The sequence below is a fragment of the Halobacillus salinarum genome, from assembly GCF_022919095.1.
Taxonomy (GTDB): Bacteria; Bacillota; Bacilli; order Bacillales; family Halobacillaceae; genus Halobacillus_B; species Halobacillus_B salinarum.
Genome location: NZ_CP095073.1, coordinates 1158536 through 1172940 on the forward strand (window position 1 = coordinate 1158536; position 14405 = coordinate 1172940).

Annotated in this window: 16 protein-coding genes; 9 read left to right on the plus strand and 7 right to left on the minus strand. The window is 43.2% G+C overall.

The features are described from left to right. Nucleotides 1–61: 61 nt before the first annotated feature. The 3 genes from yeiL to MUN89_RS06000 all read left to right on the plus strand — a co-directional run bounded on the left by yeiL (nucleotide 62) and on the right by MUN89_RS06000 (nucleotide 2268). Nucleotides 62–733 carry a transcriptional regulator YeiL gene (gene yeiL / locus MUN89_RS05990; protein ID WP_244713591.1) on the plus strand — a complete coding sequence of 224 codons (672 nt, stop codon included), beginning with the start codon at nucleotides 62–64 and terminating at the stop codon, nucleotides 731–733. A gap of 266 nt (nucleotides 734–999) precedes the next feature. Further along, on the plus strand, nucleotides 1000–1218 hold the full coding sequence (locus MUN89_RS05995) for a hypothetical protein (RefSeq protein WP_244712264.1): 219 nt from the start codon (nucleotides 1000–1002) through the stop codon (nucleotides 1216–1218). Between the two features lie 60 nt (nucleotides 1219–1278). Then, nucleotides 1279–2268 (plus strand): serine hydrolase domain-containing protein, encoded by a 990-nt coding sequence (locus MUN89_RS06000; protein ID WP_244713594.1) that lies wholly within the window; start codon nucleotides 1279–1281, stop codon nucleotides 2266–2268. An 83-nt stretch (nucleotides 2269–2351) separates the two neighbouring features. On the opposite strand, the gene MUN89_RS06005 is transcribed toward MUN89_RS06000, so the two are convergent. Together MUN89_RS06005 and MUN89_RS06010 are read right to left on the minus strand one after the other, a co-directional pair. Then, nucleotides 2352–2951, minus strand: a complete 600-nt coding sequence (locus MUN89_RS06005; RefSeq protein ID WP_244712266.1) for a hypothetical protein — start codon at nucleotides 2949–2951, stop codon at nucleotides 2352–2354. A gap of 2 nt (nucleotides 2952–2953) precedes the next feature. Further along, entirely contained in the window at nucleotides 2954–3547 is a 594-nt protein-coding gene (locus MUN89_RS06010; protein ID WP_244712268.1) for a TetR/AcrR family transcriptional regulator, read from the minus strand. Nucleotides 3548–3782: 235 nt separating this feature from the next. On the opposite strand from MUN89_RS06010, the gene MUN89_RS06015 reads away from it, so the two are divergent. Continuing rightward, on the plus strand, nucleotides 3783–4127 hold the full coding sequence (locus MUN89_RS06015; RefSeq protein ID WP_244712270.1) for a hypothetical protein: 345 nt from the start codon (nucleotides 3783–3785) through the stop codon (nucleotides 4125–4127). 93 nt (nucleotides 4128–4220) lie between these two features. On the opposite strand, the gene MUN89_RS06020 is transcribed toward MUN89_RS06015, so the two are convergent. Continuing rightward, the gene (locus MUN89_RS06020; protein WP_244712271.1) at nucleotides 4221–5357 is read right to left on the minus strand and encodes an oxidoreductase; all 1137 of its coding nucleotides are present in this window, start codon (nucleotides 5355–5357) and stop codon (nucleotides 4221–4223) included. A 142-nt stretch (nucleotides 5358–5499) separates the two neighbouring features. Here MUN89_RS06020 and MUN89_RS06025 point away from each other — a divergent pair, with 142 nt between their 5' ends. The 3 genes from MUN89_RS06025 to MUN89_RS06035 all read left to right on the plus strand — a co-directional run bounded on the left by MUN89_RS06025 (nucleotide 5500) and on the right by MUN89_RS06035 (nucleotide 6942). Beyond that, nucleotides 5500–6003: a GNAT family N-acetyltransferase gene (locus MUN89_RS06025; protein WP_244712272.1), complete on the plus strand. Its 504-nt coding sequence runs from the start codon at nucleotides 5500–5502 to the stop codon at nucleotides 6001–6003. 34 nt (nucleotides 6004–6037) lie between these two features. After that, entirely contained in the window at nucleotides 6038–6580 is a 543-nt protein-coding gene (locus MUN89_RS06030) for a GNAT family N-acetyltransferase (RefSeq protein ID WP_244712273.1), read from the plus strand. A gap of 74 nt (nucleotides 6581–6654) precedes the next feature. Further along, nucleotides 6655–6942 (plus strand): hypothetical protein, encoded by a 288-nt coding sequence (locus tag MUN89_RS06035; RefSeq protein WP_244712274.1) that lies wholly within the window; start codon nucleotides 6655–6657, stop codon nucleotides 6940–6942. A 79-nt stretch (nucleotides 6943–7021) separates the two neighbouring features. Here the strand turns inward: MUN89_RS06035 and MUN89_RS06040 are convergent, their stop codons facing one another. The 4 genes from MUN89_RS06040 to MUN89_RS06055 all read right to left on the minus strand — a co-directional run bounded on the left by MUN89_RS06040 (nucleotide 7022) and on the right by MUN89_RS06055 (nucleotide 11635). Beyond that, nucleotides 7022–8395, minus strand: coding sequence for a GntP family permease (locus MUN89_RS06040; protein ID WP_244712275.1), 1374 nt, complete (start codon nucleotides 8393–8395; stop codon nucleotides 7022–7024). Between the two features lie 146 nt (nucleotides 8396–8541). Further along, entirely contained in the window at nucleotides 8542–9561 is a 1020-nt protein-coding gene (pdxA, locus tag MUN89_RS06045) for a 4-hydroxythreonine-4-phosphate dehydrogenase PdxA (protein ID WP_244712276.1), read from the minus strand. A gap of 15 nt (nucleotides 9562–9576) precedes the next feature. Further along, complete coding sequence (locus MUN89_RS06050) at nucleotides 9577–10866, minus strand: four-carbon acid sugar kinase family protein (protein ID WP_244712277.1); 1290 nt, start codon at nucleotides 10864–10866, stop codon at nucleotides 9577–9579. Between the two features lie 19 nt (nucleotides 10867–10885). Continuing rightward, the gene (locus MUN89_RS06055; protein WP_244712278.1) at nucleotides 10886–11635 is read right to left on the minus strand and encodes a DeoR/GlpR family DNA-binding transcription regulator; all 750 of its coding nucleotides are present in this window, start codon (nucleotides 11633–11635) and stop codon (nucleotides 10886–10888) included. 329 nt (nucleotides 11636–11964) lie between these two features. On the opposite strand from MUN89_RS06055, the gene MUN89_RS06060 reads away from it, so the two are divergent. After that, nucleotides 11965–12648: a DUF4867 family protein gene (locus tag MUN89_RS06060; RefSeq protein WP_244712279.1), complete on the plus strand. Its 684-nt coding sequence runs from the start codon at nucleotides 11965–11967 to the stop codon at nucleotides 12646–12648. Continuing rightward, the gene (locus MUN89_RS06065; RefSeq protein ID WP_244712280.1) at nucleotides 12641–14401 is read left to right on the plus strand and encodes a solute:sodium symporter family transporter; all 1761 of its coding nucleotides are present in this window, start codon (nucleotides 12641–12643) and stop codon (nucleotides 14399–14401) included. Before MUN89_RS06060 ends, MUN89_RS06065 begins: the two co-directional genes overlap by 8 nt. Nucleotides 14402–14405: the final 4 nt, after the last annotated feature.

The following is a 14405-nucleotide window of genomic DNA, read 5'->3' on the forward strand; positions in this document are numbered from 1 at the left end:
TGCATCATATCAGGAAGAACCCTACAATAATATGAGAAATCTCATAGTTTGGGTGGATAAAATGAAAAAAATGAAAAATGAAAAAAGACGCCAGTATTTACAGAAGCACTCGATTTCCCATTTGTTTTCGTTTCCAGTAGAAGAATTTTTGGAAATCCATGAATATGCGCGGGATGAATGGATTATTAAAGAGGGCATGCGCCCCGACTACCTGTTTTATGTGGTCGAAGGAAAAGCGAAGATCTATGTGACGTATCAAAATGGGAAAAGCTCCCTGATTAATTTTATCAATGCCGATGCATACATCGGGGAAATGGAGCTCGTCAATGACGTGCATTACACAAAAGGGATCCAAACCTTAACAAAAACGATCTGCTACGCCATTCCTCTTACCCGTTTTCAAAAACAACTGCTCGAGGATACAAAATTTTTGCGTGAGCTGACGAAGTTTTTAAGCGTGAAAGCGAGTAAAATGGCAGAGAAGTACTCACAAAGCCTCTCGTTCCCACTGGAAAACCGGCTCGCTGATTTCATTATGCAGACTGCGGACCAAGACGTTTATAAGGAAAAACACGTCACGGTCTGTGACTTTCTCGGTGTGTCCTATCGTCATCTATTACACGTGTTGTCCCAGTTTTGTGAGAAGGGATATTTGCAAAAAGAGGGGCATCACTATCATATTATAGATCAGGCCCGGCTTCGAGAGCTTGCGGGGATGTTGAAAAATGGGTAAGTAAATGGTCTATCCCCATTTATACTTTACCTGCCGTCCTGTCTAATCCTGAATACTATTGGATTAGCTGCTCAAGTACTGTCTATTAAGTTCGCTGTTATGGTTGGCTCACTATTCATGCTTATCGTTACGAGTCTCTTATGCTTGATGAGTAGTTTCTTTGAGAAAAAGTCCGCTTCCTATGTTAAAAACATGGAGCTGTTTTGAAACGGACCCAGTTCTAAATCGTAATAAAAAGGAGATGTCATGAGATTGGGAGGGTTCTGATGAATGAAGAAAGATTTTTTTATCAGCTGGGCACTATCGCTTACCTGTCATGGCCGCTGTATTTTTTAATCTATAAAGCTGAATATTCTACGGAAGAGATCATCGAAGCCATTACATTTATCTCTATTCTAATGGTGATCTATTTTGCTATCACAATCATTTATTTTCGTATTGTGATGAAGAAAAAGAAGACAAAGGTAAGAGAAAGTTCGTTCTGAAATTTAAGAGGGGGAAGCAGAGTGAGAGAAAATAATGAATTGATCGAAACTATTACTAAGATGAGCGATAAGATTGACTTTTCAGGCGTGGTGTATGTGAAGGATGATGAGGAGATAAGAGCTAGTTCTGCCTTTGGTTTTGCAGATAGAGTAGAAGAACGTCCGAATACTCCGGACACTCGTTTTGGAACAGCTTCCGGTTGTAAACTGTTTACTGCCATTGGAATCTGCCAGTTAGTTGAGGGAGGGTTCATCCATTTCGATACGCGATTAGCAGATTGCTTACCGATAGAATTTCCTGCCTTTGACAAAGAAATCACCATCCACCATCTATTAACTCATACATCTGGTATACCTGATTATTTTGATGAAGAAGTAATGAGTGATTTTGAGGACTTGTGGAAGGACTACCCGGTTTACCGAATCCAATCGCTTCAAGATTTTCTGCCGTTATTTCAATCCGGCCAAATGAAGTTTAACCCTGGTGAGAGGTTCCATTATAACAATGCCGGCTATATCCTCCTGGGCCTTATCATTGAAGCACAAACTGGCAGACGTTTTACAGAATATATAGAGTCCGAAGTTTTCCATAAATGCACCATGACAGATTCAGGGTATTTTAGACTGGATCAGCTCCCGAAAAATACCGCAATCGGATACATAGACAACCAGGAAAAGAAGACGTGGCGAACGAATATTTATTCGATTCCCATCCTAGGAGGCTCCGATGGAGGTGCTTTTGTTACGGCGCCTGATATGGTTAAGTTATGGGAGTCATTATTTGCTTGTAAACTATTAAATGAAAAGACTACGCACCAGCTGCTCATGCCCCACGTTCACGTAAAGGGAGAAATTTATTATGGCTATGGTATTTGGATGAACCAAAGGAATGAGGACATATACAAATATCATGTGATGGGATATGATCCAGGTGTCAGCTTTAGAGCCTCATTTTATCCAGACTCTCATTTGAAAATTGTTATTCCCTCTAATAATGAATCTGGCCCTTTTGAAATGACTAAAGGACTCGAAGATCTTCTAGTGAGATAAGATTGGTTAATAAGCTGCCGACTTTTATTGAACCAAATAATTTTTAACACAGAAGGAAATGGCTCTATAGAAGAGCCATTTCCTTATTTCATCAGATTTTCCTCACTTAAACCACCGGCCTGAAGTGCATCACTCCTGTTGTCATATCTAGCTAAGAAAGCGACCTTCTCATCACTCACTTTCATGTACGTAAATACGATGGACTCTCCTTTAATTTGACCGCTGTCTTCATACCAAGTACCTTGCTGCTCTAAAACAATATGTTGCCCTTTGGCAAAGCGCTGGATGGTATAAAGGTGAAGATTTGCCCGTTTGAACCAGTCCGCTAAATGATGACTACCTCGAATCGAACCTTTTGGCCCCAGAATTTCCATGTCTGAATGAGATAATTCGATCACGCCGGGGATATCTTGTTGATTTGATTTTTCCACCCATTCTTCTGCAATCTCTACTGTAGAATAAAGGGGAGCTTGATTAGAACGATGTCGTCTAAATGCTGTGGTTCTATCATTTAGTTCACGTTCTGTTAGTCCAAATGTGTTCTCTAACAGCCTTTTTGCTTCCGATTGGTTTGATTCGTCGAGAAACAAGTACGATTGAATCAACAGCTCCCGTAAACTAGAGTACTCACTTTCAGAAAATACTTCCCCAAATGCTTTCGTTCTCAATTCGGAATAATTCATGATTAGAAATCTCCTTTACTATGAATCGCTCTCATAAAAAAAGCAGTGGACTGGTTGACAAAGTTTTGAGCACTCATCGTACCTGAAGATACTAAGGTTTGATAAATCAGAGGATCAAATAGCTGCATCAGCTGCAGCGACAAAAAATCCGCGGGTGCCTTCGTTTGAAAAGTTGCATTTCTCTTGCCAGCTTCTATAACTTGTTCAAAGTTGGAAATAATTCTTCTCTGAGATAAAGCAAGTTCAGAGTTATGATCTTCATTGAATATGGCAGCCATATCAGGGAAACTTGATAAAACAAAATGGAAAAAATCACTGAGAAAACCCTCGTTAATAAACGAGATCACCTTTTTGTTTTCTGAAAGTGTGCTTTCAGTGATTTCTTCTACACTACTTAAAAAGCTGTCTATTTTCGGTTTAACAATGGAAAAAACTAACTGCTCTTTGGATTGGTAGTGCGAATACAGCGTGCCTTTCGCTATATCAAGTTTTTCGGAGATATCACTCATTTTTACTTCATGATAACCGTGAGTTTTTATTAACTCTTCAGCTGTGTTTAAAATGAGCGTATTTCTTTGATTGAATTTTTTAGACATTCGATCAGACATCATACCGCTCCTTTTTGACTTTTTAGTCAAAAATGACTCATAAGTCATTTTAGTGTAAAAGGTTGATGCTGTCAACAATGGCAAATGTCTGGAAAATTTAATAAATAAACTAGTGGGGACTGGTCCTATCATTAGTGAGGTGCTCATATAGTTCGTTTTTTGTTATGATGAAAGAAATGAAAATGGATAGAAATGGAATGGATGTATGGGTGGAGGGGAAGTCTTGAATCTGATTTTTTTAGGTCTTTTCATATGCGGTGTCCTGATTGTCGCTCTTGCCTGGTACCGGGGGCGCGGGGAAACGAATAAACGTTATTCATGGCTGAGTTACTTATCTATTGGACTTCCAGCTGTAGTCATCGTGCTTATGTACATAATACCTAAAAGTACCATTTTATTCATTTCTACACCCATTGGCTCCCCCATTGCATTTATTGTGAGCGTCATTGCGTTATTTAAAAGAAGGGAGAAACATTTGCTGGCTGTCCTTGGTTTGTGTCTTTCACTCATCCTGCTCGGATTCGTCATCATCTATGGAATTTTTTTAATCAATCCTTATCAACCTTAGAAATGAATACCACTTTGCTGGAAGGCAAAGGTAATTCATAACAATAAAAATATAAAGCTCCCTTCTCGTAAAGACGGGAGCTTCATATTCTTATTACTTACAGCATCCATTAAATTTTTCTTCATGAATGATTTCCATCTGAAGTTCATGATCTTTGACGTATGCCTTAGGAAGCAACGTGTTTTCAAAGTCAAAGGGTTTGATTTCGTGGTGGTTATACACTTTGTTTGGTAAGTCTGGATTAGCCAGGGCGCTTGTTCCTAAGGAGACAAAATCGGCGTGATTGTCTTTTAAAAGGGTCTCTGCTTTTTCAGGATCACCAAGCTTTCCATTGGCGATAACCGGGAGGCCGCTGAAATCTTTAGCGGCTTGAGCAAGCGTTCTGCTTTGATTTCCAAAAGCGGGAGCTGCTGCATCCTTGTCGGTTACATGGATGTAGTCGAGTGCAGTTTTTCCTAACTCGGAAAAGATCGTCTCTGCGTCTTGCTCTCCTTCCGCCCATTTGTGTTCAGCATCTGAGACTTTTATTTGGGAAATGCGGATGCCTACAACAAAATCAGGACCGACGGCGTTTCGGATATCCGTGATGGTTTCTCTAATGAAACGCAGACGATTGGTTAGTGAAGGGCCATAGGAGTCCTGTCTTTGGTTGAAATAGTCGGTTAAGAACTCATCCAGCAAATATCCATTGGCTCCATGAATTTCAACACCGTCAAATCCAGCTTCTTTTGCACGGAGGGCGCTTTGAACGAAGGCTTCTTTTACTTGTTGAATATCCTCATCAGTCATCGCTTTAGGAGTTTGGTAAGGTCCGGAGCCGCCATAGAAACCTAACTGTTCTCCCTTTGGTGCCACAGGAGCGGGCGCGATCGTTTCATCTGTATATCGATTTGCCTGACTCTGCCCGCCTGCATGCATAAGCTGCGCCAGGAATAAAACGCTGTGTTTATGGACAGCATCAACGACAGGTTTCCAGGAGTTCACGTGTTCAGCGCTGGAAAGACCAGGCTGATCTGCATAGCCCTGGCTGTAGCGGTCGTCTATATAGATTCCTTCAGATATAATGGCACTAAAGCCGCCTTTCGCGTACCGCTCATAATAGTTCCGCATCCGTTCATTAGCCCGGCCGTCTTGTTCAGCGCTGATCCGGGTCATGGGTGCCACGACATATCGATTCTTGAATGTATTGTTATTGATTTCCGTTTTTGAGAAAAGCTTTTCGTTCGCCACTTTACACACCCTTTCTTTTTATTAACCATACACGTATCGTATCAGGATGTATGAATCGAAATCAGTAAATCTGCTTAGAACTAATGCGTTCAGATTTGATGAGCTTCCTATAAAATTCATAATTTAGAATGGAGGGAGAAGTATGATTGAAGTGAAAAGAGGAAGGCCGGAGCATGTGGCAGGCATCGCCAGGGTTTGCATAGAGGGGAGACAGGATGCAATCGCTGGTCTTAAGAGTTTAGAAAATATAAAAAGAAATAACCAAATCTTTTATAATCATGACCGGATCACCCGGGAATTAAGTGAAGCAGAGGGCTGGGATGGTTATTTCGCAGCACTAGATGATGGAAACGTAGCAGGAGCGATTGGCGGCGGCATGGTTGACGCTGAAAAAAGTGAAATTTACGTACTCTATTTAGATCCCAAACGCCGTAGAGAAGGCATAGGCACTCAACTCTTAAATTACCTGACAGAAATACAGCTTCAAAAGGGGTCTAAGGAACAGTGGGTGTCTGTGCTCAAAGGAAATGATAAAGGCATTCCATTTTATGAGGCAAAAGGATTTCAGTTTATGCATGAAAAAGATGCGTATGGGAACGTTGAAGGGGAAGATTATCTTTCCTTAAGATACCGCCGGTACATATAATTTAAGAACCAATTTTTACTTAGGAGCGAATGAAATGCTGCAGACTTTTGAAACAGACCGGTTAATATTGCGGGAACGAACGTTGGAAGACATTGAACAATGCATGGAGATGGACCAGGATCCAGAAGTAGTGAAGTATATTCCTGAAATCATGGAGGTCCTGCACGGCCCCAAGCCTAACCTTGAAAAGCATAAAGGATTTGTTATCAAGAGATTGGAAGCGGATTATCCAGATGGATTAGGGTACTGGACCATTGAATCAAAGGAGCATGGTAGACGGTTTATGGGCTGGATCCTGCTGATTCCCGCTGATGGGATTGGTCCGGAAGTTGAAATTGGCTGGAGACTGAAAAGAATCTATTGGGGAAAAGGGTATGCTACGGAGGCTGCCAAGACTATTGTAGACCACGCTTTTGATACCGTCGGGCTGGCAAAAGTAATCGCGGACATCCATTACTTAAATCAGGGGTCGATAAGAGTGGCTGAGAAACTTGGGTTCAGGCTGGAAAATACGAATGAGGATAGTACAGCTCCTTATGTTAGCTACTCTATTGATAACAAATCGTTTTTTTCTTAAGGGATGGAATGAAAAGCAATCTGTAGGAAAGCATAGGAATATAGGATGCGGTTGTACAGAAAGGGTGTTTTATCTTGGGGAAGGTGTCCGTAGCTTTTGTCGTTAATACCGTTATAAGTGGATGTATAGCAGGCTTTATTTCGTTATTTTTTGCCCAGGGCACCATTGCAGAGAACTATACGGACAAGACGTTTGTCGCGCCTGAGTTTTTTGTAATTATGGGTATATGGGCCGTCGGATTTTTAATAGGATTGTTCATCTATACTAAAAAAGGTGTGTCCTGGTTCTTATTTATCTCTATTGTCATGACATGGGCTTCCATTCCGCTCGGGGTCAAAATAGGAATGATCTTAGCAACGTGATCGAATGCTTCGAAAGCGTAAGAAAAACCCTATCCTATTTAGGAGAATGCCGCCTACATAGAATAGGGTTATTTGTTTCTTAAAAGAAAATGGACAAGATCACTAACAAAATAAACGCAGTCAGCCATGCTAAGGTTGTCGGGATCGACCATACCATCATTTGTTCCTTGGCGTTACGGATGCCAAGCATACGGTTGACGACCCAGTAAAAGCTGTCGTTAAAATAAGAGAACAGCAGAGATCCGGTGGTCGCTCCAATGGCTGCGAGCGGCATGTAGACCCCATCAACTCCAGAAAGAATGGGGGCCGTGATTGATGCGGCCGTTATCATCGCAACGGTTCCACTCCCTTGCACGAGTCGTACAAAGCTTGATACAAAGAAAGGCAGCAGCACGAGTGGAATCGACATGTCCACGATCGATTGGGCTACGTAATCACCAGAGCCGCTTTCGCGAAGGACGTTCCCAAGCGCCCCGCCTGCCCCAGTAACGAGCAGGATGATGCCGGCAGATTTAATGCCTTCTTCCATCCGATCAAGAGAATCGGTGCGGCTTAGCCGCTTCGTTAACGTGTAAATAGCAAAGACAAGACCGATGCCGACCGCAATAACCGGGTTACCAAAGAACTGGATGTACCCGAATATGCCACTGGTTAAATCCTGAGCCGTCACGACGGTATTAGCAAAAATCAATAAAATAGGGATTAGAATAGGTGCGATGGATAGAGCCAAAGAAGGAAGGTGTTTGTTTTCCTGCTGCTCGACGAATTCTTCATACGTTTCTGTGGGTTTTTCCGGACGAACCCAGCCTTCCCCGTCTTCAGCTGGGAGCTGGTGAATTTTCTTACCGATCCATTTGGCATAGAGGACTCCGACGATAATCAATGGGACGGAGATGAGGAGTCCCCACAAAATCATAACCCCTACACTGACACCAAAAATACCAGCGACTCCGAGCGGCCCTGGTGTAGGAGGAACTAAGGAGTGGGTGACGACGAGACCGATGGCTAAGGCTACGCCGAGCGTGATAACCGATCGCTTTGTTTTCTTTGAAACCGCTTTCACTAATGGCGTTAAAATAACGAAGGCCGAATCAACGAAGATCGGAATGGAAACGACATAACCGGTTAAAGCCATCGCCCAGTCTTCTCTTCGTTTTCCTAACATCCTTACAAAGGAGTAGGCGAGGCGTTCAGAGGCTCCGGCGACTTCCATAACGCGGCCGAGCATCACCCCGAAACCAATGACAATCCCAATCGATCCAAGTGTACCTCCGAATCCGTTGGTAATTGCTTCAGCGACTTTTGGAGGAGTCATGCCCGCAATAAGACCGATAACAGAAGCAGATGCAATTAATGCGATAAAGGCATGTACCTTTGTTTTCATAACTAAAAAAATCAGCAGGGCAATTCCTATGACCAAACCTAAAATAATTTGTCCGCCTGGTGCTTCCATGCTTCTTCCTCTCCTTTACAGTCATGATCTATTTTATAAACGTGAGAAATTCATTTATACTACTAGGCAGAGTCCTCCCTTGGGTCGCGAGTTTGGAATCTGTGGCAGGGTTTAAACTCTTTTCAACACCAAGGGGGCTCGTTTTCTTATGCCTTTTGCTTTTCAAAGAACGGGGTGTACTTCGCCGCTGCTTTAATTGCTTCCACCATGCTGACAGGGCTAGCCAGTCCTTTTCCGGCAATGTCAAAAGCCGTGCCGTGATCGACGGAAGTGCGGAGGTATGGAAGTCCGTTCGTCACTGATACGGTTCGTTCGAAATCATACATTTTCGCTGCAATATGTCCCTGGTCGTGATAGAGGGATAAAACCGCATCATATTTTCCGTTCGCAGCCTGGTGAAAAACGGAATCAGCGGGAACCGGTCCGTTGACGTCTACACCTTGCTTTTTGGCTGCCTCTATTCCTGGCGTTAATTCATCAATTTCTTCTCTTCCGAACAGCCCGCCTTCACCGGAATGAGGGTTTAATCCTGCAAGCGCAAGCTTAGGCTTTTCAATGCCTAGCAGCTGCAGTGCTTCTTTACAGCGCACAAGGTAATCCTCCACGCGTTCTTTTGTCATGAGCGGGATGGAATCTTTTAAAGAAACGTGCCGCGTTAAAAAGAAAATGCGTAAATCGTTCACTTCAAACATCGTCATCGGGTCATGGGAGTTCGTGAATGCCGATAACATCGCGGTGTGGTCGATATAAGGAACATCTTCACTCGCTTGAAGGGACTCCTTGTTAATGGGCGGGGTGCAGATCGCATCCGCTTCGTCGTTTTCTATTAAGTCGTGTGCTTTTTTAATATATTCATAGGAAGCCTTCCCGCACATGCCGGAAACCTGGCCCATTTCATAGCTCGCGATGTCTACATTATCCAGGTCGATTAAATGAAGGGTGCCCGGTTGGTAGTGGGCTTCGTCTGGTTTTTTGATAACGTGGATGTCCAGGCGGGTGTCAATCGCTTCCATAATCGTTTCTAAGACGTCTCTATCACCAATAACTACTGGATCACAGATTTCATAAATTTCTTTCTGCTTCAGTGATTTAATGACAATTTCAGGTCCGATTCCGGCAGGGTCTCCGGTGGGTATCGCAATGACAGGCTTGTTGTTTTTTTTCATAGTAACCATCCTTTTTTACGTATTTATTGTTGATGAAATCAAATAGCTCATACACGTGTGCAGGGCTTTTTTGTCACCAATCATGCCCCCTTTCGTGACGACAGGCATGCCGTCTAAATAACCGCCGATAAAGCTTCCAAACGCAGCTAAAGGGATGATTTCGTCGTTTAATTCAATGCCGTGGGCTCGCGTAATTGAACCGACCGAGGCCGTCACATCGCCTCCGCTCAGGTAACAACCTTTGAAAAGCTCCCGGTTGTTTTCTAAAATTCTCCGGCTGATCATACCTAGACCATCTGTGATTCTCTTCGCAAGGCTGTCTTCGGTCGTATTTTCCTTTGCAGCCAATGAGGAAAGGTCTAACATTTTTTGGCCGGGAGAGTAAGTGGTGATCATAAGTATATCGGTGTCTTGAAGTTTATCCTCCGCTTCTTCAACAACACGGTTGACTTCTTTACCCCAGTCGTCCGTAAAGGTTGCGAGGTTTGCAGGGGTGACATAAATCGGTTTCACATTCATTTTGTGAGTGAAATAATCTATCTGCATCCCGGTTTGAGTGGTCACGCTCCCGATCGTGATTAAGTATTTGTGGCTTCTTTTCGCCTGGTTCAATTTTTTGCTGGCATAAGCGGCTGTAAACGGTCCCGGATCGACAGAGAGGACCGGGGTCTCTATATTCTTCACTACTTCAGCGATCAAATCGATATGCTCCTCGGTGACGGCATCGATACAAATAATTTTAGAATGCTGTTTCGCTTGATTGATTTGCTGTTCTAGTTTTTCCCGTCCTCCAAGCACCACATCCAAGCCCAGTGTTGTAGTCGGCAGCTCCGTTTGAAACTGGATGATTTCCTCTACTTTTGACGTCGTAAGCGGACGTACAGGGTCCTGGGCGACATCGGTTTGCTGAAGGGGAATGTTGTCAACGAGAAGAAAGCCGCCGATCGTTGTGCGTCCTGAGTCGGGAAAAGAAGAGACGACAACCGCTACAGTCTCCTTCCCTAAAAATTCCAGCATCGCTTCCATTTCACTGCCGATATTTCCTCTTAAAGTACTATCGATTCTTTTGCTGTAAATAGCGGCCCGTCCGTTTTTTGTGCTTTCTTTAAGAGCAGCCGTCACACGGTTTCGTGCCTGGTTCTCTGGTGCATAGCGGCTGTCTATATCTAAACAAAGTGCATCGTATCCGGATTGAGGTAATGGAAGTCCATGAATCACGGTAGCCGTTTTAAACCCTTGTTTGGACAATTTTACGCCTGTCGCATTCGCTCCTGTCAGATCATCACAAAGAACCACAATATCCATGTATCATTCCTCCTTTCAATCAGTAAACATTAGTTACTTGGTGAAGTTGTTCTTTTGTGTGCGCATCGATTTGATCATCGGTAATGATGCCATTAACTTCGTCAAAATCACATACATGGGCAAAGGATCGTTTATTAAACTTGCTGTGGTCGGCCACAATCCATTTGGAACTGGCATTTTTCAGCATCAGTTTTTTAATATACGATTTTTCTAATGTAGGGGTAGAGATGCCTTCTGTTAAATGGACAGCATTCGCTCCTATAAAAACGATGTCCACTTTAATCTGCCGCAACAATTCCTGTACGTGGGTGCCGATAAACGCCCCGACATCTTTTTGCAGCTCTCCCCCTGTTGAAATCACCTTACAGTCTGAATGAAGAAGCTCAATCGATATTTTCGCATCATTTGTGACGATCAATAGGTCATCTCTTGACTTTAAAAGTTTTGCAATTTCAAGGTTTGTCGTACCTGAATCGAGTAAGATTCTTGCTTGATCAGGAATGAGCTCTACCGCTTTTTTAGCAATTTGTTCTTTTTCAGCCGTATAGCTGGAAAGCTTCGTTTGGTAGGGGACTTCCTGCGTCAGTGATTCTGGAAGGACCGCTCCCCCGTGGGACCGTATCAGCTTGCCTTCTTCTTCCAGAGCAGCGAGATCCCGGCGGACGGTCATGGTGGATACGTTATATTGAGTGGCTAATTGCTCGATATAAACGGTTCCTGATGTTTGAAGTTGTTTTAAAATGTTATGGCGTCGTTCTGCTTGCAGCATGGGCTTCACCCTTAATGTTTGTTTGTGTTAAATTATAAAGGTGAATTCGAGCATAAGTCAACACAAATAAACATTTTATGTTTGATATTGTTATTGAGAAGCAGAGAAGATTATGGATAGCTGTTAATAAATTATTTAAATTATAGAACCCTCTTAAAGCCTGGCTGACAGCCGGGTTTTGTTTATTTTCATTAGAATTCACCAGGTGGAAAATTCTAAAAATTTTAAAAATACTCTTGCAATTTTGAAGGCGGTTACATAGAATAGAAAACAAATTGGTAGTGATGTTTTATTAAAGGTTGATACCTTTTTGTTGGGAGGAGGTACATATGATTGAACGATTGAAAGAAATGAATCCGCATTTGAGGCTGGAGGATGTGCGAGCGGAAGCTTTTCTTCGCTATGGAAAGGTTCTTGATGATTTTCCATTGGATGAATTACGGGCGGGGATGAAGGAGCTTGAGATTCCTGAAAGAGGGAATGTGTACGTTCCCTCGGAACCGATTCTTGAGACTCGAGCAATACAATCTTTCGTTGAACGGAAGTATTATGGGGGGATGAGTGTCCAATTAGGTTACTGCAATGGAAAGAATTCTAAGCTCGGGGGTCTTGAGTACCATAAGGGAAGTGAAATCAATGTTGCTATCACAGAACTCGTGATGCTTGTCGGCCATCTTAACGAAGTGAAAGGTCACCGTTTTCATACACAAGATTTGAAAGCGTTTTATATTCCTAAAGGAATTGCTATCGAAATGTATCAGACGACACTTCATTTAGCTCCTTGTAAAGTTCATCCAGCCGGGTTCAAGTGTGTGGTTATTTTGCCTGAAGGGACGAATATGGAACTGAGTGAAGAAGAGAAGGGAGAGGATCCGCTTTTATTTATGAGGAACAAGTGGCTTATCGCGCATGAGGAGCACGATCGGTTTGTAGCAAATGGAGCCTGTATCGGGATAGAAGGTCCGAATGTCGAGGTTCACCATTTTATTAATGAGGAGGAAAAATATGAATAGCATCATTTTTACCATAGTGACTTGCGTATTCTTTATGGGGCTTGTGGGCTGGATCTCGTATGTGAAGTCAAAAGGCCAAGTAAATGATTCAGACGGTTATTTTCTTGCCGGCCGCGGACTGACAGGGGGATTTATTGCCGGGAGCCTGTTATTAACCAACCTTTCTGCTGAACAATTAATTGGTTTAAATGGACAGGCTTATCGTGAGAACTTGTCAAATATGGCGTGGGAAGTAACGGCGCCAATTGCGATTATCATTATGGCTTTGATTTTACTGCCGAAGTATTTAGGAGGTGCCTTTTCTACCCTGCCGGAATTTTTAAGCAGCCGGTTTGATGACGGGGTGAGAAGATACATCGTTGTGTTATTCATGCTTGGATATGCGTTTGTCACGATTCCTTCGGTACTTTATTCCGGGGCGCTGGCGGTGTTGAAACTGTTCGATGTTCCTGGTTTGCTCGGCATTTCCTTACAATCGTCCATTTGGCTGACGATTTGGGTGATCGGGATTATTGGCGCCATCTATGCGATTTTTGGCGGTCTGAAAGCGGTCGCGGTATCGGATACGTTAAATGGAGTCGGCCTGCTTGTAATCGGATTACTTATTCCGATTCTAGGGCTCATCGCGCTAGGAGACGGCAACCTCTTCCACGGCTTCAAAACACTTGCTACAGATAATGCTGAGAAGCTGAATGCAATCGGCTCCAGTGAAGATTCTGTCCCTTTTTCTGCCATCTTTACCGGAATGATCTTCATGAATATGTTCTACTGGGGTACTAACCAGTATGTAATCCAGCGCGCACTAGGGGCAAAGAACCTGGCAGAAGGGCAGAAAGGGGTTCTGTTCTCTGGATTTTACAAGCTGATTGTTCCGCTATTAATGATGATACCGGGAGTCATCGCCTTTCATTTATACGGATCCAATTTAAAAACGGTGGATTTGGCTTACCCGACCATCGTTACGAACTTAATGCCGTCCATTTTCTCCGGACTTTTCCTGGCAGTGCTGCTTGGTGCCGTATTCTCAAGTTTTAACTCTTTACTGAACAGTGCGGCCACGATGTTTGCGTTAGACATTTACAAGCCTGGTTTTAATCCTGATGCAAGCGATGAACAATTGATCCGCGTGAGTAAGTTTTTCGGAACAATTCTGGCGCTCGTATCATTCTTTATTTCGCCAATGCTGTTAAAAGCACCGGACGGATTGTGGGACATTATCCGTCAGTTTACCGGCTTCTTTAACATTCCAATTATCGCAATTGTACTCGTCGGGATTACTTCCAAGTATGTTCCGCCATTGGGGGCAAAAATTGCCGTCATCTTTCACGTCATTACGTATTATATGCTCGTCTGGGGATTGGACCAGCTCTTTGGTGTGACCATTACGATGAACTTCATTCATATTTCTGCGATCTTATTTGTCATTGAGGTTGGCATTATGCTTGCGGTTGGCTATATCCGTCCACTCCCTGAACCTTATGCAGTTAAATATAATCCGAAGGTGGATATGACCCCATGGAAATACGGAATGTCGACCGCAGTCGTGATCTTAAGCCTGATCGTATTTGCTTACCTTGTCTTTTCGCCAGTCGGTTTAGCTTATCCTGAAGCGGTTGTATCCGGCTATTTCTGGCCTTCTGCTATTGGTCTCATGGTTGTAACCGGCTTTGTGCTGAGGCTTACTGTAAAGCGCTGGAAGAAAAAATATGAAACAGAAGAGCAGGAATCATTAGAAAAAGCGGAAAGTTTATAAGTAA

Bases quoted from the DNA above. Each gene is read 5' to 3' on its own strand.
- yeiL (WP_244713591.1), top strand. From the start codon at position 62: ATGAAAAAAATGAAAAATGAAAAAAGACGCCAGTATTTACAGAAGCAC.
- MUN89_RS05995 (WP_244712264.1), top strand. From the start codon at position 1,000: ATGAATGAAGAAAGATTTTTTTATCAGCTGGGCACTATCGCTTACCTG.
- MUN89_RS06000 (WP_244713594.1), top strand. From the start codon at position 1,279: ATGAGCGATAAGATTGACTTTTCAGGCGTGGTGTATGTGAAGGATGAT.
- MUN89_RS06005 (WP_244712266.1), bottom strand. From the start codon at position 2,951: ATGAATTATTCCGAATTGAGAACGAAAGCATTTGGGGAAGTATTTTCT.
- MUN89_RS06010 (WP_244712268.1), bottom strand. From the start codon at position 3,547: ATGTCTAAAAAATTCAATCAAAGAAATACGCTCATTTTAAACACAGCT.
- MUN89_RS06025 (WP_244712272.1), top strand. From the start codon at position 5,500: ATGATTGAAGTGAAAAGAGGAAGGCCGGAGCATGTGGCAGGCATCGCC.
- MUN89_RS06030 (WP_244712273.1), top strand. From the start codon at position 6,038: ATGCTGCAGACTTTTGAAACAGACCGGTTAATATTGCGGGAACGAACG.
- MUN89_RS06040 (WP_244712275.1), bottom strand. From the start codon at position 8,395: ATGGAAGCACCAGGCGGACAAATTATTTTAGGTTTGGTCATAGGAATT.
- pdxA (WP_244712276.1), bottom strand. From the start codon at position 9,561: ATGAAAAAAAACAACAAGCCTGTCATTGCGATACCCACCGGAGACCCT.
- MUN89_RS06050 (WP_244712277.1), bottom strand. From the start codon at position 10,866: ATGGATATTGTGGTTCTTTGTGATGATCTGACAGGAGCGAATGCGACA.
- MUN89_RS06055 (WP_244712278.1), bottom strand. From the start codon at position 11,635: ATGCTGCAAGCAGAACGACGCCATAACATTTTAAAACAACTTCAAACA.
- MUN89_RS06060 (WP_244712279.1), top strand. From the start codon at position 11,965: ATGATTGAACGATTGAAAGAAATGAATCCGCATTTGAGGCTGGAGGAT.
- MUN89_RS06065 (WP_244712280.1), top strand. From the start codon at position 12,641: ATGAATAGCATCATTTTTACCATAGTGACTTGCGTATTCTTTATGGGG.